This is a genomic window from Limnohabitans planktonicus II-D5 (assembly GCF_001270065.2).
GTDB classification, from domain to species: domain Bacteria; phylum Pseudomonadota; class Gammaproteobacteria; order Burkholderiales; family Burkholderiaceae_C; genus Limnohabitans_A; species Limnohabitans_A planktonicus.
In genome coordinates this window covers 111,993-133,356 of the sequence record NZ_LFYT02000007.1, presented here as the reverse complement: position 1 = coordinate 133,356, position 21,364 = coordinate 111,993, and the positions used below count along the sequence as shown (strand labels likewise).

Annotated in this window: 16 protein-coding genes and 2 tRNA genes; 6 read left to right on the top strand and 12 right to left on the bottom strand. The window is 59.9% G+C overall.

The window, feature by feature from the left end; all coding sequences use genetic code 11:
* The first annotated feature begins 1 nt into the window (after window position 1).
* The 4 genes from H663_RS28410 (at window position 2) to H663_RS28395 (ending at window position 8,016) form a co-directional block, all read left to right on the top strand.
* Complete coding sequence (locus H663_RS28410) at window positions 2-481, top strand: hypothetical protein (protein ID WP_133239991.1); 480 nt, start codon at window positions 2-4, stop codon at window positions 479-481.
* Window positions 482-939: 458 nt separating this feature from the next.
* On the top strand, window positions 940-2,703 hold the full coding sequence (gene arsA / locus H663_RS28405; RefSeq protein WP_053174285.1) for an arsenical pump-driving ATPase: 1,764 nt from the start codon (window positions 940-942) through the stop codon (window positions 2,701-2,703).
* Between the two features lie 57 nt (window positions 2,704-2,760).
* A complete protein-coding gene (locus tag H663_RS28400) occupies window positions 2,761-6,495 on the top strand; it encodes a DUF748 domain-containing protein (RefSeq protein ID WP_083451258.1) in 3,735 nt (1,244 codons plus the stop codon).
* A gap of 513 nt (window positions 6,496-7,008) precedes the next feature.
* Complete coding sequence (locus H663_RS28395) at window positions 7,009-8,016, top strand: aldo/keto reductase (RefSeq protein WP_053174289.1); 1,008 nt, start codon at window positions 7,009-7,011, stop codon at window positions 8,014-8,016.
* A 178-nt stretch (window positions 8,017-8,194) separates the two neighbouring features.
* Here H663_RS28395 and maiA read toward each other — a convergent pair whose 3' ends face one another.
* From maiA to H663_RS28370, 4 genes are all read right to left on the bottom strand, one after another.
* Window positions 8,195-8,830, bottom strand: coding sequence for a maleylacetoacetate isomerase (maiA, locus tag H663_RS28385; RefSeq protein WP_053174290.1), 636 nt, complete (start codon window positions 8,828-8,830; stop codon window positions 8,195-8,197).
* Window positions 8,831-8,917: 87 nt separating this feature from the next.
* Window positions 8,918-9,619: a fumarylacetoacetate hydrolase family protein gene (locus tag H663_RS28380; RefSeq protein WP_053174292.1), complete on the bottom strand. Its 702-nt coding sequence runs from the start codon at window positions 9,617-9,619 to the stop codon at window positions 8,918-8,920.
* 112 nt (window positions 9,620-9,731) lie between these two features.
* The gene (locus H663_RS28375; protein WP_053174295.1) at window positions 9,732-10,769 is read right to left on the bottom strand and encodes a cupin domain-containing protein; all 1,038 of its coding nucleotides are present in this window, start codon (window positions 10,767-10,769) and stop codon (window positions 9,732-9,734) included.
* A 150-nt stretch (window positions 10,770-10,919) separates the two neighbouring features.
* The gene (locus H663_RS28370) at window positions 10,920-12,137 is read right to left on the bottom strand and encodes a 3-hydroxybenzoate 6-monooxygenase (protein WP_053174297.1); all 1,218 of its coding nucleotides are present in this window, start codon (window positions 12,135-12,137) and stop codon (window positions 10,920-10,922) included.
* Window positions 12,138-12,288: 151 nt separating this feature from the next.
* Between H663_RS28370 and H663_RS28365 the strand changes: the two genes are divergently transcribed.
* Together H663_RS28365 and H663_RS28360 are read left to right on the top strand one after the other, a co-directional pair.
* A complete protein-coding gene (locus H663_RS28365; protein ID WP_053174299.1) occupies window positions 12,289-12,735 on the top strand; it encodes a MerR family transcriptional regulator in 447 nt (148 codons plus the stop codon).
* A gap of 33 nt (window positions 12,736-12,768) precedes the next feature.
* A tRNA-Pro gene (locus tag H663_RS28360) sits at window positions 12,769-12,845 on the top strand.
* A gap of 281 nt (window positions 12,846-13,126) precedes the next feature.
* Here the strand turns inward: H663_RS28360 and H663_RS28355 are convergent.
* The 8 genes from H663_RS28355 to thiE all read right to left on the bottom strand — a co-directional run bounded on the left by H663_RS28355 (window position 13,127) and on the right by thiE (window position 21,358).
* Window positions 13,127-13,573 carry a FecR family protein gene (locus H663_RS28355; RefSeq protein WP_053174301.1) on the bottom strand — a complete coding sequence of 149 codons (447 nt, stop codon included), beginning with the start codon at window positions 13,571-13,573 and terminating at the stop codon, window positions 13,127-13,129.
* A gap of 26 nt (window positions 13,574-13,599) precedes the next feature.
* On the bottom strand, window positions 13,600-15,102 hold the full coding sequence (locus H663_RS28350) for a CHASE2 domain-containing protein (RefSeq protein ID WP_083451260.1): 1,503 nt from the start codon (window positions 15,100-15,102) through the stop codon (window positions 13,600-13,602).
* 15 nt (window positions 15,103-15,117) lie between these two features.
* On the bottom strand, window positions 15,118-15,714 hold the full coding sequence (locus tag H663_RS28345) for an OmpA family protein (protein ID WP_053174302.1): 597 nt from the start codon (window positions 15,712-15,714) through the stop codon (window positions 15,118-15,120).
* A gap of 479 nt (window positions 15,715-16,193) precedes the next feature.
* Window positions 16,194-16,269: transfer RNA gene (locus H663_RS28340), tRNA-Asn, on the bottom strand.
* 77 nt (window positions 16,270-16,346) lie between these two features.
* Complete coding sequence (locus H663_RS28335; protein WP_053174303.1) at window positions 16,347-18,572, bottom strand: TonB-dependent siderophore receptor; 2,226 nt, start codon at window positions 18,570-18,572, stop codon at window positions 16,347-16,349.
* Window positions 18,569-19,846: a purine-cytosine permease family protein gene (locus H663_RS28330; RefSeq protein WP_053174304.1), complete on the bottom strand. Its 1,278-nt coding sequence runs from the start codon at window positions 19,844-19,846 to the stop codon at window positions 18,569-18,571. Before H663_RS28330 ends, H663_RS28335 begins: the two co-directional genes overlap by 4 nt.
* A gap of 13 nt (window positions 19,847-19,859) precedes the next feature.
* Entirely contained in the window at window positions 19,860-20,702 is an 843-nt protein-coding gene (thiD, locus tag H663_RS28325) for a bifunctional hydroxymethylpyrimidine kinase/phosphomethylpyrimidine kinase (RefSeq protein ID WP_053174307.1), read from the bottom strand.
* Window positions 20,703-20,704: 2 nt separating this feature from the next.
* Window positions 20,705-21,358 carry a thiamine phosphate synthase gene (thiE, locus tag H663_RS28320; RefSeq protein WP_053174310.1) on the bottom strand — a complete coding sequence of 218 codons (654 nt, stop codon included), beginning with the start codon at window positions 21,356-21,358 and terminating at the stop codon, window positions 20,705-20,707.
* Window positions 21,359-21,364: the final 6 nt, after the last annotated feature.

Genomic DNA, 21,364 nt, shown 5'->3' with positions numbered 1-21,364 from the left:
CATGCTGGGCGTTCAACGATCGAGTCGCAGCAAACATTCTTTTTTGAGTTTCATTTCTGCAGAGGATCACGAACGCTTCCTGGCGTTTCACCAGTCGGTGCTCAGTGGCAAGTGCCGCGACCATTTGGAGGTCACCTTGTCCGGTACAGGACGTCGCGCAGACATGATCGTGCGTATTGATGGCACGCTCGATGATTTGGGTGAGGAGTGTGCGCTGGTCTTGATTGATGTGACGCGGGAGAAAAAGCGCATGACCGAACTCTTGGAGCACGAGCGTCAGCAGCATCAGGTTTACTCAGGCAAGCCGTCCGACATGGCGTGGTTCAATGACAAGGAGGGACGAGTGCTGCCCGCGTCCAGCAACTTGATCGATCAATTCAGACCCATGACAGGCCAAGGTACTTTGGCTGACTTGGATGCGGATTCGGTGGGTCGTCATTCTCTGCTGCCCCATGGCGTCTATCCTGTGTCTGGGACGTGAAGGCTCCACAGCAAGTGCCGCATGGGGGTTTTTTCCCGGGCTTGCCCTGGGTTCAAGATGAGAATCACAGGGCAGACAAAAATGCCCACCCCTTGGGCCAACTGTGAGGCGACTGCACACAGCACCCATAAGAATCCAGCCCAAGCGTGTACCTTCAAGCCTGTGTTTTGTGCGCGCAAGTCGAGGCACCAGCAGTTGCCGATACCTTGGGGCAATGGTTTTTCAGCTTATGGATCCGGCACGCTGCAGTTTGGAATGAGTCAGACATGTCATCTTGTGGGTTGCCACTCGCAGAGTCCGACATGATGGGTGTCGGCACAGGCCCATGCCGGGGTCTTCGGCAGCCGACCTGCAACATTTTTGAGCGTTGAAAACTTCACAGCTCCGAATCCATAGCGCCACGCCCATCGTCCAAAGGTCTGGGTTTCCAATAGTCAATGGGCGGGACAGATTTAGAGATGGAAAAACCCATGAATTGGCTCCACGATCCCACGCGGTTTTTGTTTTTCACTGGCAAAGGTGGGGTGGGCAAGACTTCCTTGTCGGCGGCTACAGCAATCCGCTTGGCTGATGATGGGCGGCGTGTCTTGCTGGTCAGCACCGATGCGGCATCCAACCTGGATGACATGCTCGGCATGCCTTTGAGCAACCAACCAGCCCCAGTGCCCGGTGTGCCAGGCTTGTGGATGCTGAACATCGACCCCGACACAGCAGCCCAGGCTTATCGCCAGCGGGTGCTCGATCAAATGCCTGGCGATGATCTCAACGCACGTCACACCGTGCTGGAGCAACTCTCGGGAGCTTGCACGACCGAGATCGCGTCGTTTGACGAGTTCAGCAGCTTGTTGGCCGATGGGGCGAGTGCTTATGAGCATGTGGTTTTTGACACTGCCCCGAGTGGACATACGCTGCGCCTGTTGAGTTTGCCCAAAGCCTGGAGCGGTTTTTTGGCGGGCAATGACCGGGGGGCATCGTGTCTGGGGCCGCATTCGGGGCTGAAGATGCAGGAACAGCGTTTTAACCAGGCGCTGGCTGCATTGTGTAACCCTGTGTTGACTTCAGTGGTGCTCGTGGCCCGACCCGAGACGGGTGCCTTGATGGAGGCCGGCCGCACCAGCCAGGAGTTGCGTGCGCTGGGCCTGACGCAGCAGCGGCTGGTGGTCAATGGCGTTTTTCGCGCCACTCTGGCCGATGACCCGATGGCTCAGGCCATGCAAGCTCAAGGTGAGCAAGCCCTGGCCGATATGCCCGCAGCTTTGCGTGAATTGCCCACAGACTGGGTGCCGCTCAGGGCGATCGACAGCGTGGGTTTGCCTGCTTTGCGGGCCTTGTTGTCAGGTGCCCCCAGCCCTGTGCCATTGCTGGCTGCGGGCGTGCCTGATCGTGAGTCGCTGCATCTGGCTGGTCTGGTGGCCGATTTGGCCCAGCGTGAGCACGGACTGATCATGGTCATGGGCAAAGGCGGTGTCGGCAAGACCACCGTGGCTGCGGCCTTGGCATTGGGTTTGGTGCAAAAAGGCCGCACCGTTCACCTGAGCACGACCGATCCGGCTGCCCATTTGATGGCAACACTGGGCGAGCAGGTGCCTGGTTTGCAAGTCAGCCGCATCGACCCCCAACTGGAAACCCAAAAATACATCGACAAAATCATGGCAGCCCGTGGCCCGGGCTTGGACGACAGCGAAAAAGCCTTGCTGCTGGAGGATCTGCGTTCTCCGTGCACGGAAGAAGTGGCGGTGTTTCATGCGTTCTCGCACATCGTGGCGCAAGCGCGCAGCGGTTTTGTGGTCCTGGACACGGCACCGACGGGCCATTCGCTGCTTTTGATGGATGCAGCCGGGGCCTATCACCACCAAATGATGCACAGCCTGGAAATGACACCAGGTGCTGGCGCCCATGTCATCACGCCTTTGATGCGCCTGCAAGACCCGGCCTACACGCGCATCATTTTGGTCACATTGCCCGAGGTCACACCAGTGACGCAGGCCGCCGCCTTGCAAGAAGATTTGCGTCGGGCGCAGATCGAGCCCTATGCCTGGGTGATGAACCGGTCTGTGCTGGCCGCCCAGCCCAGAGACCCCTTGTTGCGAGCCCGTTTGGAGGGTGAGCGCAGGCAAATGGCGCGGGTGAGGAATGGTTTGGCCCAAAGGCTTTTTGTGGTGCCTTGGGTGACCCCGCCACCGGTGGGTGTGCAAGCCTTGCAGGGTTTGCTGCTGATGTGAGTCGATGCACAGTTGGCCACGATGGGGGCCCGAGGATCATAGAGAATCGGGGCCTCTATGAATCACAAAGAATTATTTCCAAAATGGCGTCGCCTACACAGCGGCTGGCGTTGGGTGGCGGGTGTGCTGGTGGGCTGGGCGCTGCTGTGGGGACTCAGCGCCCTGTGCGTTCCTTGGGGGGCACGTTGGCTGGTGCAGACGCAGGGCAGTCAGGCCTTGGGGCGTGTCGTGAAGGTCGATTCCGTGTCGTTTCAGCCTTGGTCGATGGCGCTGGTGCTGCGGGGCTTGCGCATGGGGCCAGCAGGCGCTGCGCAGCTTACAGCGTCGCCGCCCTTGCAAATTGAGGAGGTGCGCCTGAATCTGGCGCTGGCGTCTTTGTGGCATGGGGCACCCGTGCTGGACGAAGTGGTGGTCAGCCAGCCGCGGTGGCAGCTGGCGCATTCAGGGCAGGGACATTTTGATGTGGACGACTTGCTGGGCCTGGGTCGACAGCCAGGTGCCGGTCCCGGACAGATGCCTCGTTTTTCGCTCTTCAATGTGCGCATTGAAGGGGGGCGGATGGTGTTTCACGATGCGCCCAAGTCGCTCACACACACCCTGGATGATGTGACGCTGCACATCCCGTTTTTGAGCAACATCGGTGCGCGCCGCGAGGTCAGCACGCAGCCACGTTTGGCATTCAAGCTCAACGGTGTGGGGTTTGACAGTGAAGCCGAAACGGCGCCTTTTGCCGACGACCGGCGCGCACAGGCCCAACTTCACATCAAAGGGCTGGATGTGGCTCCTTATGTGCGCTACTGGCCTGCTGCATGGCCCGTGCGCTGGACGCAGGGGCGGGGAGATCTGGACTTGACGGTGACGTTCAAGCAAACGGACAGTCCACAAGTCGGGGTGTCGGGGCAGTTGTCGGCACAGGGCGTGCAATTGCAGGAAAAAGCTGCCGGACAAAATGCCGCTTTGCCGCTGTTTGAAGTGGCCAGCCTGGCGCTGCAAGTCGATGAATGGCGACCGCTCGAGCAGGTGTTCAAGCTCGCTTCGCTGGAGGTGGTGCAGCCGGTGCTGCATGTGCGCCGGAATGCTCAGGGGCAATTGCAGGCCTTGTGGCCTGTGGCTTCGGACAAGGCCCCAGGCCAAGTGGCCCCAGCAATCGCTGCGCCTGCGGGGCCTGCACCTGTGTTCAGCTTGCAGCGCCTGCACATTTCGGGCGGGCAAGTGCATTGGGTCGATGCCAGCACACCTGTGCCCACCCAGCTGTCGATGGGGGATGTGGTGCTCAAGGCCAATGACCTGAAGTGGCCCACGGGCGCATCTGGGGGCTTGGCCAAACTGGAGGGCTCGGCAACGCTGGAGGGTGGACGCATCCGCTGGCAGGGCGAAACCAACTTGACCAGTGGGCAATTGCGCATGAACGCCAAAGCGCTGCCCTTGGCTGCAGGTGCGGGCTATGGCGCCGCGCATGTGCGCCCAGAGTTGTTGAACCAGATGGCGGGGCAAATTTCTGCAGATATGACGCTGGACTGGAAAACCGCCAGCTCAGCTGGGGCCGGTGATGGGCAGATGTTGCTCAAGGCACCCTTGCTGCGTTTGGACAAGGTGTCTGTGGGGTCGCCCAATCAGCCGGATCTGTCCTGGGACTCGCTGGAGTTGGCGCAGTTGGAGGTGGACTGGCTGCGGTCGCAGTGGCGGGTGGGGCAACTGGCGTGGACTGGGCCGGTGGCCAAAATCATGCGTCAAGCCAACGGGCGCTGGATGTTTGAAGACTGGCAGCTTGCGCCTGCCGTTGGGGCAGCTTCAGCCCCCGCGTCTACAGATCAGGCCATTTCCACTGCGCTTGGGGCCAAGGCACCGGGCCAAAAGCCTTGGACAGGGGGTGTTCACCAGGTTCGGGTCACTGGCGGGCAAGTCCATTGGGATGATCGCGCTGTGCCTGCCGGGGTGCAGCTGCAATTGCAAGATGTGAACATGCTCACCGGGGCTTGGCACGACACGGGCCAGGCACATGAGCCGATGACCTTGCAAGGACAACTGACGGTTGTCAATGTGCGCCGAGAAAGTGGTCAAGACGGTCGTGAAACCCGGCGAGCGCCCGGGCGTGTCGATTTTGATGGCCGTGTTCATTGGCCCGAACCGTCAAAATCCGGCACCCCAGCTCAGCCCTTGGCACTGTCGGGTCGCTTGCAGATGGACAAGTTTCCGGCGCACAGGTTGGGGCCTTATCTGGCCCCCGTGCTGGATGTGACGTTCAAGCGTGCAGACCTGAGCTATGCCGGGGCACTGGATGTGCGCTTGGCACCAGCGGGTTTGGGCCTGGGCCTGCAAGGTGATCTGACCCTGAGCGCCTTGCGTACCGAAGAGCGGTCCACACATGCGCCCTTGCTGGATGCCAAAAACCTGAATTTGCGTGGCTTGGATGTGAGCATTCAGGCCGGTGCCTTGCACAGCCTGAAGGTGGCGCAAACCGTGCTCAGTGATTTTTCAGCCCGCATTGCGATTGATGCAGAAGGGCACCTCAATTGGCTGGGCTTGCGCAAGGGTTCGCCAGTGGCACCTGCGCCCCATGCGTCCCATGCGGCCGCTGTAGGGCTGCAGCCCGTGATTGCACTGGGGCCGATGGCCTTGGTCAACGGGCGGGTGGCTTTTTCTGACGTGTATGTGCAGCCCCATGTCTCCACCGAGCTGCACGGCCTGAGCGGCAGTTTGTCGGCGGTCTCCAACCAGGTGGCCAGTGCACAGGCACCTGAATTGGCCAAGCTGAGCCTGCGCGGCTTGGGCGCTGGCTCGGCCAGTGTCGAGGTCGAGGGCCTCATCAATCCACTGGTCAAACCCATGGTGCTGGATGTGAAAGGGCAGTTGCGTGACCTGGAATTGCCCCAGCTGTCGCCCTACAGCAGCAAATACGCAGGCTATGGCATTGAGCGCGGCAAGCTCTCAGCCACACTGAACTACCACCTGGACCGCGAGGGTGATTTGCAGGCGAACCATCAGCTCATCCTCCATCAATTGCGTTTCAGTGATCGTGCCGAAGACAGTACGGCGCCCAATCTGCCGTTCAAGTTGGCGGCTGCTTTGCTGGCGGACAGTCAGGGCGTGATTGACATCCAGCTGCCCGTGAGCGGCTCCATCAATGACCCGGATTTTCGCGTAGGTGCCATTGTCTGGAAGCTGCTGATGAACCTGGTGGGAAAGGCGATCACCTCGCCGCTGAATCTGATCACGGGTCTTTTGAGCGGGCAAGAAGAGCTTCAGCAGTTGGGCTTTGCCCCTGGCACCGCCTCAATGACCGATGAGGCTGAACAGTCCCTGCAAAAGGTGGCACAAGCCTTGATGGATCGCCCGAATTTGCAGCTCACGGTGGCGGGCTACAGCGACATGGACACCGAGCGTGAGGCCTATCGTCAGGCCAGGCTGCAGGACCAGCTCTTGGCAGAAAAACGCCGCAAGCTTAGACGTGAGGGTCAGGATGAGACATCAGCAACCGGCCTGTCTGCCGACGAACAGGAGGCCTTGCTCAAGGCTGTTTATCGGCGCTCTAACGTGCCCAAGCCGCTCAATCTGCTGGGCTTGCCCAAAGACATCTCGCCCGCCGACATGACGGCTTTGCTCTTGGCGGCCATGGATGTGACGCCGGCCAATATGCAGTCTTTGGCCGAGGCGCGAGGTGCGGCTGTGCGAGATGCGTTGATGGCCAGGAAAGTGCCCGCTGGGCAAATTTTCATGGGCACAGCGCGCACGGATACGGCCAAGGCAGCGGGCTTCACACCCCGAGCCACGCTGACCCTTGCCCTGCGTTAAGTTGAGTTGAGTTGAGTTGCAAGGCTGACGCCAGGGTTGGGGCTGACAAGGGGCTGCGTTGCCAGGGTTTGAGCCTGTGGGGGGCAACATGATGGGTTTTGGCGCAGGCCCATGTCGGGGTCTTCGACCACCGACCTACGAGGATTCTGTAGGTCGGCACTCGCAGAGTCCGACAATTCGCTGCATGACCGGTATCGCCTGCCCAGGTGCAGTGAAGATTCGACGCAAATGTCGGGGTCTTCGACCGCCGACCTGCGAGGGATCCTGTAGGTCGGCACTCGCAGAGTCCGACAAGTCGCCGCGTGACCGGTATCGCCTGCCCAGGTGCAGTGCCGATTCGACGCAAACGTCGGGGTCTTCTACCACCGACCTGCGAGGGATTCTGTAGGTCGGTACTCGCAGAGTCCGACATGATGGGGTTGGGCGCTGGCCCATGTCGGGGTCTTTGACCACCGACCTACAACTTCATTGAGCATTGAAAACTTCAAGTGGCCGAATCAATATGATGTCGGGATGAAAAATAGACACATTGCCTCCTTCAAAGTCAGCGCCATCGGCCTGGGCTGCATGAACCTGAGCCACGCTTATGGCACCCCTGTCTCGGCCGAGCAGGCTGAGCGCGTCTTGCTCACGGCGCTCGACCAGGGTGTGACCTTTTTTGACACCGCCGCCTTGTATGGCTTTGGCGCTAATGAAACCTTGCTGGGCAAGGTGTTGAAGCCCCACCGCCAAAAGTTCACCCTGGCCAGCAAATGCGGCATGCAGGGTGTGGACCCGGGTGACGGCAAGCTGGTGCGGGTGATCGATGGCCGTCCGGAGACGATCAAAAAGACCTGTGAAGACGCCTTGCGCCGCCTGCAAACCGACGTGATTGACTTGTATTACCTGCACCGCTGGGACAAAAAGGTGCCGATTGAAGACAGTGTGGGTGCGTTGAGCGACTTGGTCCGACAGGGCAAGATTCAAGCCGTTGGCCTGTCCGAGGTGTCAGCCCAGACACTGCGCATAGCGCATGCCGTACACCCCATTGCAGCGGTGCAGACCGAATATTCGCTGTGGACGCGCAATCCCGAAATCGCGCTCTTGCAAGCCTGCCGTGAACTGGGCAGCGCCTTTGTGGCGTTCAGCCCGGTGGCCCGTGGGTTTTTGTGTGGCGAGCCGATTGACATCGAACGTCTGGACGCCAAGGACATCCGCCGCAGCATGCCGCGTTTTGCCCCGGACAATTTCGCGGCCAATCAGAAGCTGCTGCCCGGCTACCATGCCCTGGCTCGGGAAGCCGCTTGCAGCCCGGCCCAGCTGGCGCTGGCCTGGCTGTTGCACAAGGCGGACCACATCATCCCCATCCCCGGCACCACGTCCGTGGCGCATTTGTGCGATGACTTGGGGGCGGTGGATGTGAACTTGGACGCGGCTTTGTTGATGCGCCTGGAGGCATTGATCAACCAGAACACGGTGGCGGGTAACCGCTACAACGCGCAGGCCAACAGCGAGGTGGATACCGAGGTGTTTGGCGTCTAGCGTTGAGCGTTCAGCGTTCAGCGTTCAGCGTTCAGGGTTCAGGGTTCAGGGTTCAGGGTTCAGGGTTCAGGGTTTAGGGTTCAGCGTATTGCGCACTCACCCGAGCATCTACGCCCAACGCCCAACGCCCAACGCCCAACGCCCAACGCCCAACGCCCAACCTAAAGCGCCCAACGATTCAGGCGTCAGGCTGGGCCATCGGAGCGGCGTTCTTGAACGCGTCGAGCTCGCCGCAGGCCTGGTCGATGGCGCTGATCAGGGGCCAGCGTGACAGGTCCACCTTGAAGCGGCGGGCGCTTTCCACTTGCGGGATCAAATACACATCGGCCAGGGAGGGCGCATCGCCAAAGCTGAAGCGGCCACGTTGGGTGTCGGCGGCAATCAAGGCTTCGTAAGCGTCAAACCCGTCACTGATCCATGTTCCGCACCAGGCGTTGATGGCGGCTTCGTCGGCACCGAACTGCTGGCGCAAAGTTTGCAAAATGCGGCGGTTGTTGATCGGGTGGATGTCGCAACCCACAATCGCCGCCAGCGCACGCACATGAGCGCGCTCGTCAGCACCTGCGGGCAGCAGTGCGGGCGAGGGGTATTTTTCTTCCAGCCACTCGATGATGGCCGGCGACTGGATCAGCACTTGCTCGCCGGTGTCGAGCGCGGGCACCAAGCCTTGCGGGTTGATGGCCTTGAACGCTTCGTTTTGCTGCTCGTCCACCCGCAGGTCTACCGCCACATAGTCGGTGGCGATGCCTTTGAGGTTGAGCGCAATGCGCAGTCGGTGCGAGGTGCCGCTTCTGAAAAAACTGTAGAGCTTCATGGTGTTCTCCTGGTGGGTGATGATGAGTCAAGCTTGGCTGTCCATGCGGGGGCATGGATGTTCGAGCTTGCCAGATGGATCGTCGATTTATTTTGCTGCGCCAATCGTCAGCGCCACTTCTGCCACGCCTTCCACATGGCCCGTGATTTTGTCGCCGGGCAGCACTGGGCCCACGCCTTCGGGCGTGCCGGTGTAGATCAGGTCGCCGGGCTGCAGGTGGTAGTAGGTGGACAGGTCGGCAATGATTTCACGGATGTTCCAGATCAGTTTGTCCACGTTGGACGACTGTTTGGTGGCACCGTTGACTTCCAGCGCAATCGCGCCGCGCTCGATCACCACGCCGGGCATGGGCACGATCTCGGAGCAGACCGAGCCTTGCTCGATGTCCTTGCCCGTGTCCCAGGGGCGGCCTTTGTCACGCGCCACCAGCTGCAGGTCGCGGCGGGTCATGTCCAGGCCTGCTGCGTAGCCATACACCAGCTCATGCGCTTGGGCTTCGCTCACGCGAAAACCTGCTTTGCCGATAGCCAGCACCAACTCCATCTCGAAGTGGTAGTTGTTGGTGCGGGGTGGGTAGGCCACTTCTGAGCCACTCTCCACCAAGGTCTGCGGCGACTTGGTGAAGTAGAAGGCTTGCTCGACGCTCTTGTCGACGGGACGGCCCATTTCCACAGCGTGTGCGTGGTAGTTGCGGCCCACGCAGAAGATGCGGTTGACGGGGAAGCGCTCGGTTTTGCCGCGAACTGTCAGGGAGGCAACGGCGGGAGGGGTGAAGAGGTAAGAGGTCATGGAGTCATTCAGAGGGTGAAAGGTTTTTGTGTAGGAGCCAGCCTGCTGGCGATTCAAGCGCTTGCGGTCCGCAGGCCATCGCTTGCAGGCAAGCTCCTACAAATGCGGGACATCAGCCCCGGTTCTCGTACACACCCAACTTGCGGTGCAGCGGCGATTCATCGGCGATGAACACGAATGCAGGCTGCTCGGTGTTCAGGTTGCTCAGCGTCACAGCCTCGTAGCCGGGCGCGCAGCAGGTGTCGGCTTCGGCCAGGGTGAAAGTGCTGGCCACGATCTGCGCTTGCACAGCGCCTTCGATGACGTGAAACACCTGCGCAGGCGAACGGGCGCTCAAGCGCAGGGTCTGGCCGGGGCGCAGCATCAGGGCGTAAAAGCCCAAAATGTTTTCGGCGTCGCCACCGGTTTCGGGGTTGGTGTAAGTCACTTGCACCTGCTCCAAACCGGCATCGTCTGCGGCCAGAGATTCGAGCGCGGCCTTGGCGTCTTTCCATGCGTAGCGCAGCATGGGATAAGCCTTCTTGCTGCGCTCAAACACATGTGAGGGCACCACGCCGCCACGGGCGTATTGTTTGTCGCCCTGGCCGGGCACCACGGTCTGGCGGTCGCCGTTGATGTGGTAGCTGGCCTCCATGTAATAGACCAAGGGCAAGTCCAGCACATCGAGCCAGATCACAGGCTCGGTGCCGTCATGGCCGTGTTCGTGCCACAGGCCCGTGGGGGTCAGGATCAAGTCGCCCCGGCTCATGGGGCATTTCTCGCCGTCCACCGTGGTCCAGGCGCCTTCGCCTTCCACCACCATGCGCACCGCGTTGGGTGTGTGGCGGTGGCTGGGGGCCCACTCGCCGGGCATGAGCAGTTGCATGCCCAAGTACATGGCGGCTGAGGCCTGCATTTTGTCGAGCCCGTGACCTGGGTTGGCCAGCACCAGCACGCGGCGCTCGGCTTTTTCAATCGGGGTCAGCTCGCCCGCTTTGAGCAGCAGGGGCTTGATGTCTTTGTAAGCCCAGCAGGTGGGCTGGGTCTGGCGGGTGGGCACCTTGGGGGGCAGCACGCCGCGCAGGCTGGGCCACAGGGGCACGAGGTTCACATTGCGCAGATCCTGCACATAGTCTGCGGGCAGGTCTTCGATACGTCCAAGGTCGTTCATGTTGTTTCTCCGTCCAATCAGTTGTGTTGCGTCGCGTCTAGGCAGTTGTAGGTCGGTGGCTTTAGCCTCGACATGCAGCCTACGCCGAAGCCCGCAATGTCGGGGTTAAAGCCACCGACCTACGAGATACCGGTGTACAAAATTCAAACATCAGCGCGCAGGATCAATAGCGGCGTCGAGGCAGTTGCTGACGTTCCAGCCATACAGCCACTCCATCGCATCATAAAAGCGCTCGGGGCTGCGGCCGCGCCACAGGTCGTTGCGCACCAAACGCTCCACACCTTTGGCGTGGTAGATGCGCCCCATCTCGCGGCTGGAGAGCACGATGCGGGCGGTGCGGGCCACGCGGGCGCGTTGGTACATGTCCAAAGCCTTGGGCCAGTCGTTGTGGTGCGTGCGCAAGGCTTCGCCCAAAGTGACAGCGTCTTCCATCGCCATGCAGGCGCCTTGGGCCATGTACTGCGTGGTGGGGTGGGCCGCGTCGCCCAGCAGGGTCACGCGGCCATAGGTCCACTGGCCAATCGGCTCGCGGTCGGCTGTTGCCCAGCGTTTCCAGGTCTTGGGCAGGTCAATCAGCTGGCGGGCCCTGGGGCAAATGCCCTGGAAGTAACTTTGCACTTCTTCTTTGTTGCCGTCTTTGACGCCCCATTCTTCTGGCTCGCGGCTGTGGAAGGTGACCACCACGTTGTACTGCTCGCCACCGCGCAGCGGGTAGTGCACCAGGTGGCAGTTGGGGCCCACCCAGATGGCGGCTGCGTTCCATTGCAGATCGGCTGGAAAGTCTTTTTTGTCGACCACGGCGCGGTAGACCACATGGCCCGTGACTCGGGCCGGGTCGCCCACAAACTGCTCGCGCACCACCGACTTGACGCCATCGGCCCCGATCAGGGCGCAGCCCTGAAAAGCCTTGCCGTTTTGGTCCCACACGGTCACGCTCGTGTCGTCTTGCTCAATGCGGACCACGCGGGTGTTGGTGTGAAATTGAACTTGTCCGGTTTCTTGCGCGCCTTCGAGTAAAGACAAATGCACATCGGCGCGGTGGATCACGGCATAGGGGTTGCCAAAACGCTGGCGGAATTTATCGTCGGTGGGGATCTTGCCGACCTGGTATTCGTCGATCGCGTCGTGCATGACCATGAAGTCGGTGTAGACGGCGCGGCCACGGGCTTTGTCACCAATGCCCAAAGCGTCAAAGGCGTGGAAGGCGTTGGGGCCGAGCTGGATGCCCGCGCCGATCTCGCCAATTTCGGAGGCTTGTTCGAGCACGGTGACCTGAAAGCCCTGGCGCACCAAAGCGAGGGCGGCGGCCAGACCGCCAATGCCACCACCGGCGACAAGGACGGATCTTTGATAAGGATGCATGCTCATGGGGTGTCCTGTCGAGTAAGTTGGGTAGGATTGTAAGCATACATATTAAATGAAGTCTCAGCAATAACCCGCATTTACATGCCAAGGGTGCAGACTGGGATCATCAAGTTGCAGTAAGCTACAAGGTTCCTTCAGTAACTTGTTGTCACTCATGGACAGTTCACTTCCACCCATTCCAGCCAAGCGCTACTTCACCATCGGTGAAGTGGGTGAGTTGTGTGGGGTCAAGCCGCATGTGCTTCGCTATTGGGAGCAGGAGTTCACCCAATTGCGGCCTGTCAAACGCCGTGGCAACCGGCGGTATTACCAGCACCACGAAGTGCTCATGATCCGGCGCATCCGCGATTTGCTGTACGACCAGGGTTTCACCATCAGTGGTGCACGCAACAAATTACAGGAGCAGGTGCAGGCGGATCGCTTGATGATGCCCCCTGAGCCCACGCAGCCTCAGACCGCAGACCAACTGGTGCCATCGTTCAAGGAGCCCATGACAACAGGCTTTCCTTCCTTTGATGCATTCCCGCTGAACAAGAACCGTGCGGACTACCCGGCCATTCGCCATGAACTTTTCGAAATTCGCACCTTGCTAACCCTTTGAGTCCATCTTTTCAGACTATAATTTAAAGCTTGTCGGCGTGTAGCGCAGCCTGGTAGCGCACTTGCATGGGGTGCAAGGGGTCGCGAGTTCGAATCCCGCCACGCCGACCATTTATTCCTAATGAAATCAACGGGTTACATCTTTCAGGGTGTAGCCCGTTTTTCTTTGTGCGCTTCAGTGGCTCAAATTGCCCCCATGATTGCCCCTTTATTGCCACTGCACATTCCACTGCATTGATTGGCAATTAGCCACACTTTTTGCCACACCGCCGAAAAGTAACAAGTTGGGTCTGATGCAGACCATCCACGCCAACTCATTGCTCTTTGTGACAGGCGACTTTTGGATGGAGCGGCGTCTATGGTGCCCAAGTCAGCTCATTGAGCTGCGCTGTTCAGCGCGGCGCTTCCTCACCCACGTCAATGATGAACTCCGTGCCCCGAACGCCCAGGGTGACGGTGTTGGTGCGAAAGACGACTTCGTTGGGGTTGTTCTTGGTGATCTGACCTGACACCACGGCCAAGGTGCCACGTTTGATCGAGGTGTCCATCTGGCCTGTATTGGTGCTGCGGTCAAATGTGTATTTGTTCAGCTCGATCATGGAGTTCGCGCCCACGGTCAGCAAGGTGCTGTCGCGAAGCGTGATGCCGACACCGCTGGCAGGTCCGCTGAGTAATTTGTCTTGTGTCTGCAAAGAAGTGCCCACGCCCACTTCCATGCGGTCTTTGCCGCGTTCAATGTGTGCAGTGCCTTTGAGGGTTTTGACGGTGCCTGCGGGTTCAGCCGCCTGAACAGTGGCAGCGCAGCAGAGGCAAAGCAGCCAGATGCTTGGGTTTTTCATGCGTGTCTCCAATCTTTTCAAGCGGCTCATGGCGCAGAAGCAGGCGCAGTGTTGAGCGCTTGGCGTCGCTCACGTTCACCGGCCAAACGGGCTTCTTGCAAAGCTTGTTCTTGCTGTGCCAATTGCGTGGCCTTTTTGCGAATGTCCATATCGGCCAGGGATGAAGAAACCAAGGATCCCATGACCCCGCCCAGCACCAGAAAGAAGGAGGCGGCATCGAAGAGGTAAGCGGTTTTGATGAAGACTTGCAGGCCAATCGCTGCAATCAGTGCGTTGGTGCCCAAGGTCAACCACAAGCCAGACTGGGGTACTTTGCGCAGATAAAGCGCAAAGGCAGAGCGGGGGCGCGGTATGTACCAAATCAGCAGGCCACCGAAGAACAGCAAGGCCCCAGATTCGGCCCACTTCAGCCACTGGGGACGCATGAGGATGCGACCATCGAACAGGGATTCAATCACTTGGGCTTGAATTTCGATGCCGGGAACGGTTTCGCCAATGGCCGTGGTTCGCATGTCGTTCAGACCTGCACCTGTGAGGCCCAGCAAGACCAATTTGCCATTCAGCATCTCAGGATCGACTTTGCCGCTGAGCACATCAGTGGCCGACACATGGCGAGAAGCCATGTCGGCATGTTTGGCAAAGTGCAGGCGTATGTCACCCTTGGCCAGCGTGGGCACAGACAAGTCTGCCACTTCAACAGCGCTCACCCCTGCCGGACTGAGTTTGACATTGACCGAGGGGGAGTGGGTGGCCACCCGCAGCATCTCGATGGCCAAAGTGGACACCGGCTGATCTGACAGGTTCATGACCAAGGGGATGTGGCGAACCACTCCGTTTTCCAGGTCCACGCTGACCACCGCTTGGCCGCTGGCAGCGGCTTGCAATTGCGGCAGACTGGCCAACACCTGGTCAAAGCGGCGCACAAACACAGGCAATGTGTCGTCGCCTTCGAGGGTCACCGGCCAGGTGCGCATACCTTCGGTGGTGGTGAAGGCCTTGAAGTCAAAGCCTGCAGCGCTCAACACCGAAGGGGTGCGTCTGAGCGCCTCACTCAGTCTCGCATCATTGGGCGGTAACTGACTCAGTTGCTGCGCCAATGTTTTGTGTTCGGGCCCCAGTCCCAAAGCAACCTTGTCCGGTGATGTCTGGTCGGCTTCGGGCATGTAAATGTCCAGCCCCACTGCAGCTGGTTTGTGCACAGCGATGGCGTCGAGCAATTGGGCCAGGCGGTACCTGGGCCAAGGCCATTGGCCCAGTTCCTGCAAACTTTTCTCGTCAATCGCCACAATCGTCACAGGTTGCGATTGCTGTTTTCTGGTGTGTTCTTTTTGATAACCATCGAACAGAAGATTGCGGCCCGTGGTGAAAGGCGATCCCACGGCATCGACCACTTTTTCGACGGGCCAAGGCAGGTTTTGCCAAGTGGGTGGCAGTTCAGTCAGGGTGTTGATCAGCAATGTCCACAACAAAATGCCAATCGCAACAGGGCGGCCTTTTCCCGAGGTCAGCAAGCGTCTGATGAAGTTCATGTGCAACTCCAGTTCTCAGCGCACATGGATCTCAACGCGCCGGTTCAGACCTTCTTGCGCGCCAGAGGCGATGGGCTCTCTGGAGCCTCTGCCATAAACGGGCACATTGTCGGTTGACATGCCCGACTGCCGGATCAAATCGCGCACAGCCTGTGCGCGCTTGAGTGACAAGGCATCATTGATGGCTGCACTGCCCGATCGGTCGGTGTGGCCGATCAAGGTGACTTCCGGGGCGGGGCGCGATTGCAAAAAGTCTTGCAAACCCGTTAATGTTTGCTGAGATTCAGCAGTCAGCTTGTTGTCCGAGCCTGTGACAAAGTAGAGCAAAAAACTGCGCGGACGCGGCGCTTGCGCATCCAGCAAGCTGGCGTAACGATTACGCACCGCAGTTTCAGACAGCGACGCATCGGTGAATGTGCCCGAGGGCGTGACTTCCAAACTGGCATACGGCACATCCATCAACCGATCACCCTTCAGGCCATGAACGATGATTGCACTTCGTGTGCCATCGGCAGAGGGCAGCAAGATGATGCGTTCAGTGATTTTTTCAGGAGCAGGCGCTTGTCCTAGCCAGATTCCCAGTCCCAGCAAAGCAGCAGCAATGAGTTCCATAGAGAAGTTTCGATTTGGTTGATTTTTGTGTTATCTGTATTTATGTGACAATATTACTATATTTTTGTCAAATACAACAAAATTCATGCGGTATTGATTGAATGTATGGCGGTGACCTGAGGGTGAGCTGGAATGCGCTATGGAACCTGCACGCTATTGATTCGGCCCTGTGAAGTTTTCAATGCTCAAAATTCTTGTAGGTCGGCGGTCGAAGACCCCGACATGGGCCTGTGCCGAAACCCATCATGTCCGACTCTGCGAGATGACATTTCGCACACATTTCAAACTTCAGCTTGCCTGATCAATAAGTGGCGGCAGATCACGAGCAAAGGATGCTGCATGACGGCAATGACTGTGTCGCCAAGAGGCCTGTTCGTGCAGACAGATCACACGAAATGGCCGCCAAGAAATTTATGAAACCTGTGAAAGCGCAGGTGAAAAAAAAAGCCCCTGCATTGCTGCAGGGGCTTGTCTTTTTTTGGCTCCTCAACCTGGGCTCGAACCAGGGACCTACGGATTAACAGTCCGGCGCTCTACCGACTGAGCTATTGAGGAATGACTCAAATTATAGCGTGGTTTTCAGGCCCTTTTGAGAGGGTGAAAGCAATTTTCAGAAAAAAGGCGAACCTGTTTCAGAAACTCGCTTTCACGGCGATGCGCAGAGTGCGAGGCGCGCCGGGGTACAGGTAGTAGTGGCCAAATTGTTTAGGGGCTTCACGCCAGTAATGGCGATCGGTCAGGTTGTCGATGGCCATCGTCCATTGGGTGCGTGTGCCATCAATGCGGGTGTCGTAATGTGCGGCCAAATCTGCGGTGGTCCAACTGGGCAAATTGAGACTGCCGTCTTCCAACACGCGGCGCTGGCCTTCGTGGTTCACGCGCAAGCTGGTGCGCAGGCCGGGGATATTTGCAAAGCGGTATTCGGCCAGGGCGCGCAATGTCATGGTGGGGACGTTGACAGGCGTTTGACCGTTCAATGCGGTGTTGAGGGTTGCAGCAGAAATGCGTGCATGCAGCCACTGTCCTTGTGCCTGGAGTGACCAAGCCGCTGAGCGCCACTGAACACCTGCATCCATCCCTTGATGGATTTGCTGACCGTCGCTGACTCTTTTGAGCAAACTGCCATCTGCAACGTCATATGCCAAGGGGCGTTCGATTTGGAACACGCTGGCATTCCAGCTCCATGGCGTGGCGAGGTCAGTTGTGGTCAAGCTGCGGATGCCTACTTCAGTTTGTTTGCTGCGAGCCACGTCAAGCAACTGGCCAGCGTTGGTGTAGCCGGGTGTGTTCGGGACCGCCAGCAGTTCGATGCCGTGCCCATGCGACACGAACACCATGTGCTGCCCCAGTTGCTGTGTCAGGCCGATCCATGGGGTGGTGATGTTGCCTTTGTTGCTGATTGGGTTGGTACCTGCGGCGGGTGTGCACACGTAAGTGACCGGATCGCAGATCGCGTTTTGCTCGCTGCTGCGGCTATAGGATGTGTAGCGCAGGCCAGCCCAGACCGCCGTTGTTGCACTCAACGCCATGCGATCTTTGACGGCAATTTCAGTGCTGTATTCACTCTTGTTGGTGTTGGGGTACTCGGGTTTTGGGGCCGCTTGGCTGGTGCCTCCACCGAAGATGCTGCCTTCGCCAGCAGAATTCCAGGCCTGCTTGGCAGGCAGCCTGTCGAGTTGCCGCTGCCGGGTCAGAGACAGGGCCAGGTGGTGTGTGGTGTTGCCCCAGCGGGTTTGACCTGCCACTTCGGTTTGCAGGGCATCTACCAGTCGCCGCTCATCGTTGCTGCGGTAATCGGCCAGCTCAAATCGTCCGTCCGATGTAAAGCGGTCGCACAGTTTGGTGGCACCGGTTGAGGGATCGAGTACCCCATAGCAGTTGTGGCCCAGGGCAAAACTCAAACGGTCGTCCGTTTTCAGGCGCTGTCCCCCATATTGCGTGGTCCACAGCCAGCCGTCTGACAGGTTTTGTTTGAAGCGCACGCTGCCCGTTTGGCTGGCAAAGGCTCCGGGCACAGACCAGGGCTGGCGTGTGATGTTGAGTTTGCCGTCCACGGTGGCTGGCAAAGACGGGACGCCATAAGGATCGTTGGGGTTGGCCAGCACGCTGTAGGCATTCCCCCCCATCTGCTGGCGTTCGCTGCGCTCGATTTCCCACTCCAGTTTGCTGTCAGGCGTGATGCGCCAGTCCATGGCCAAGGCCAGCAAGTGGCGGTGTCCTTGCGTGTTCTGGATGTACGGGTTCAGGTCTTCATAGGCCGCGTTGAAGCGGTAGCCCACATCCTTGTTTTCGCCCAGGCGACCGCCCAGGTCGAGTGCCACGCTGCTGCTCTTGCCCGGGCCGTAGCTGGCGCTCACGCTGCGAATGGTTTCGTTGGCCGCGGTCGGTGGGCGTTTGACCACGTAGTTGACCAGCCCGCCCGGAGCGCTGGTGCCCGCCTGGATGCCGCTGGTGCCTTTGAACAGCTCAATGCGCTCCTTGTTGTCCATGGGGATCATGGTTTCGGCGGAAATCGGCAGGCCTTCTCGGCGGTAGTTGTAGCGGTTGTCCAGGGTGTAGCCACGCACACTCAGCATGTCCCAATAAGCGGGCGAGTTGTAGCTGTCGCTCACGCTGGCATCCAGGCGCAGGGCGTCCGAGACGCGTTGCGCGCCGATGTCTTGCAGCGTCTGGCGGTCAAAACTGACGGCGCTGAAGGGTGCTTTGCTCAAAGGCACATCACCAAATCCGCTCACCTGTGAGGGGGCGGTGTCGGTGATGGTGATTTCTGTGGTGTTTTGCGCATGGGCGTGGCCCAGCACCAGCAGGGCCACAGCGCTGGCGATGTGGGAGGCGCGGAAAGTGTTGAACGTTTTCATTGGGGGGAAGCTTCTGGGTTGGAAGAACGCGTGGCCAAGGCCAAAGCGAAGGTGACGATCAGGCTCGGAATGGCCGAGCCCCATTGAGGGGTCCAGTGGGCAGATGCGTGAAACACCGCAATGCCCACAAACCAGATGGCAGCGGCCGGTACATTCATGCCTTTGGCCGTCGTGCCGGTTGGGGCAGATGTGGTGCCCAGCCTGCCCAGGATGACGCCATACAGCGGCACAAAAATCGAGCTGAGCATCAGCAAGAAAGGCTCCAGACTGTGCATGGGCAAAACCAGGGCCAATGCGGTACACAAGACCGCGATGGTGACCCCCCAGCGGCGCAAAGACCAGCTGGCGTGCAGGCTGCGCGACGACATCGCGCCCGAATACACATCACCATAGGCGTTGTCGAGTTCGTCCAGCAAGATCAAACCCAGGGCCAGCAATCCACCTTGCGCCAGCAGCAAGGCCGTGACCAGATCGGTGCCAGGCTCGGACACGCTGGCCACCAGCACGCCGAGGGCATAGCACCAGACATTGGCCAGGGCATAGCCGAGCCAGGTGCCACGCAAAGTGCTGGCTCCGGTGCGCCCATGCCGCGCATAGTCCGCCACCAGGGGCAGCCAGGACACGGGCATGGCCATCACCAGATCCATGGCGGACAGCATGCCCATCGAGCCATTGCCCGGGCGGGCCATGAAGGCGGCCCAGCCCTGTTGCTGCGCAAGGCCCACAAAATGCCAGCTCAGCCACAGCAGTGACAAGATCACCAGCGGCAGGCCCACGCGGCTGACAAATCGGCGCACGAGGGTGAGCATGGAGCCCGTCATCAGCAAGGTCAGCACGCCGCCCCACAGCACCGTGGTCCACAGGGGCGAGAGATCCAAGCCAAAGGCTTTTTGGGTGATGGCGTGGGTGCCGTCACGCATGATCACCAGCTCGAACGTGGTCCAGCCAATGAGCTGCACGATGTTGAGCAACACCGGCAGTCGGGCAAACGACGGGCCATAAACCCGGTGGATCAGGCCCGCGCTCGACAAGCCACTGTCGCAAGCGATTTTGGCAACCCAGGCAAGCAAGCCCGAGCCCAGCAAGGAGCCCAGCACGATGGCCAGCATGGCGTCTTGAGTGCCCATGGCAGGCACCAGGTAAGCGCCGACCTGCATGACCAGCAGGCCCACGCCCAGGCTGAACCAGAGCGAGGCGTGCGAGACGCCTGTGAACACGCGCTCGACGTCCGCAACCGGCGCCAGTGCGTCATTGGAAAGAGAGTGGTTGGACATGGGGTGTCTTCATTCAAAGGGGTAAGAGTTGCATCGGGCGCGGGGCTGCGCCATGGTTCAGCGGGCCGCTGCCTGCGCCAGTGCGGACGCTGGCGCCTGCGGCCAGGGCGATACGCACAAAGGCGTGTCCGGCACGCACGGCGTCTGCCAGCGAATCGCCCAAGGCCAGGTGGGCGGCAATGGCCGATGACAGGGTGCAGCCCGTGCCGTGGGTGTTGGGGCTGGCAATGCGCGGAGCACGCAACCAGAACGATTGGCCATGGCGGGTCATGAACAAGTCGCTGACCACATCACCTGCCAGGTGCCCGCCTTTGAGCAAGACCGCTGGCGCGCCTTGGTCCAGCAGTTGCCGGGCGGCCACTTCGATGTCGGCTTCGTTGTGCAGCGGGTGGCCGACCAACAAGGCGGCTTCGTCCAGGTTGGGCGTGATGAGGGCGGCCTTGCCAAACAGCTGGTTGACCAGCTCGGCCAGAGCGTCATCGCTGATGAGCACGGCGCCACTGGTCGCCACCATGACCGGATCGAGCACGATGCGGCTCAGTTGGTGCTTGTCGATGGCCTGCGTCACGGCTTGCACGATGTCTGCCGAGTGCAGCATGCCGATCTTGACGGCATGCACGCCAATGTCTTCGACCACCGCGTCAATCTGATCGAGCAGCATGGCCGGCGTTGTGCCCTGAATGGACCGAACGCCCTGGGTGTTTTGAGCCGTCAAGGCGGTGATGGCAGTCATGCCGTAACAGCCTAAAGCGGCAAAGGTTTTCAGATCGGCCTGGATGCCTGCGCCGCCGCCACTGTCCGATCCGGCAATGGACAACACGCGCGGGTATTCGTGGGTGAAGGTCGAAGTCTGCATGGTCAATGGCCCTCCTGAAAATGCGCTTGGCTCAAGGCCTGCAGCTGGGCGGCGGCATGGCGTGGGTCGTCGGCTGAGCAAATGGCACTGACCACGGCCAGGCCATCGGCACCGGCTTGCAACACCTCTTGGGCATTGCCCATGTGGATGCCGCCAATGGCCACCAACGGCAAGGCTGTGGTTTGTCTGGCCAGACGCAAACCTTCCAGCCCCCACGGGGTTTCGGTGTCGGGTTTGGTGGGGGTTGCAAACACGGGGCTCACGCCCAGATAGTTCACCGGCAAGCTGTGGGCGCGTGCCACATCGGCCAGTGTTTCGACCGACCAGCCAATGAACACATGCGCAGGCAAAAGTCGCCTGGCTTGCGCCACCGGCAGGTCACTTTGGCCCAGGTGCACACCGTCGGCACCGCAAGCCAGCGCGATGTCGATGCGGTCGTTGATGACCAAGGGCACCTGGGTGTTGGCCAGCACGGCCTGGATGGCCAAGGCCTGGGCCAGAAAATCCCGTGAAGACAGGTTTTTTTCGCGCAGTTGTACACAGGTCACACCGCCTGCCACGGCCGCCGTGACCACATCGGTCAGGGTACGGCCTTTGGACAGGGCGTTGTCGGTGACCAGATAGAGGCGAAGACTTTCGCTCTTCCAGTGTTTCATGATGGC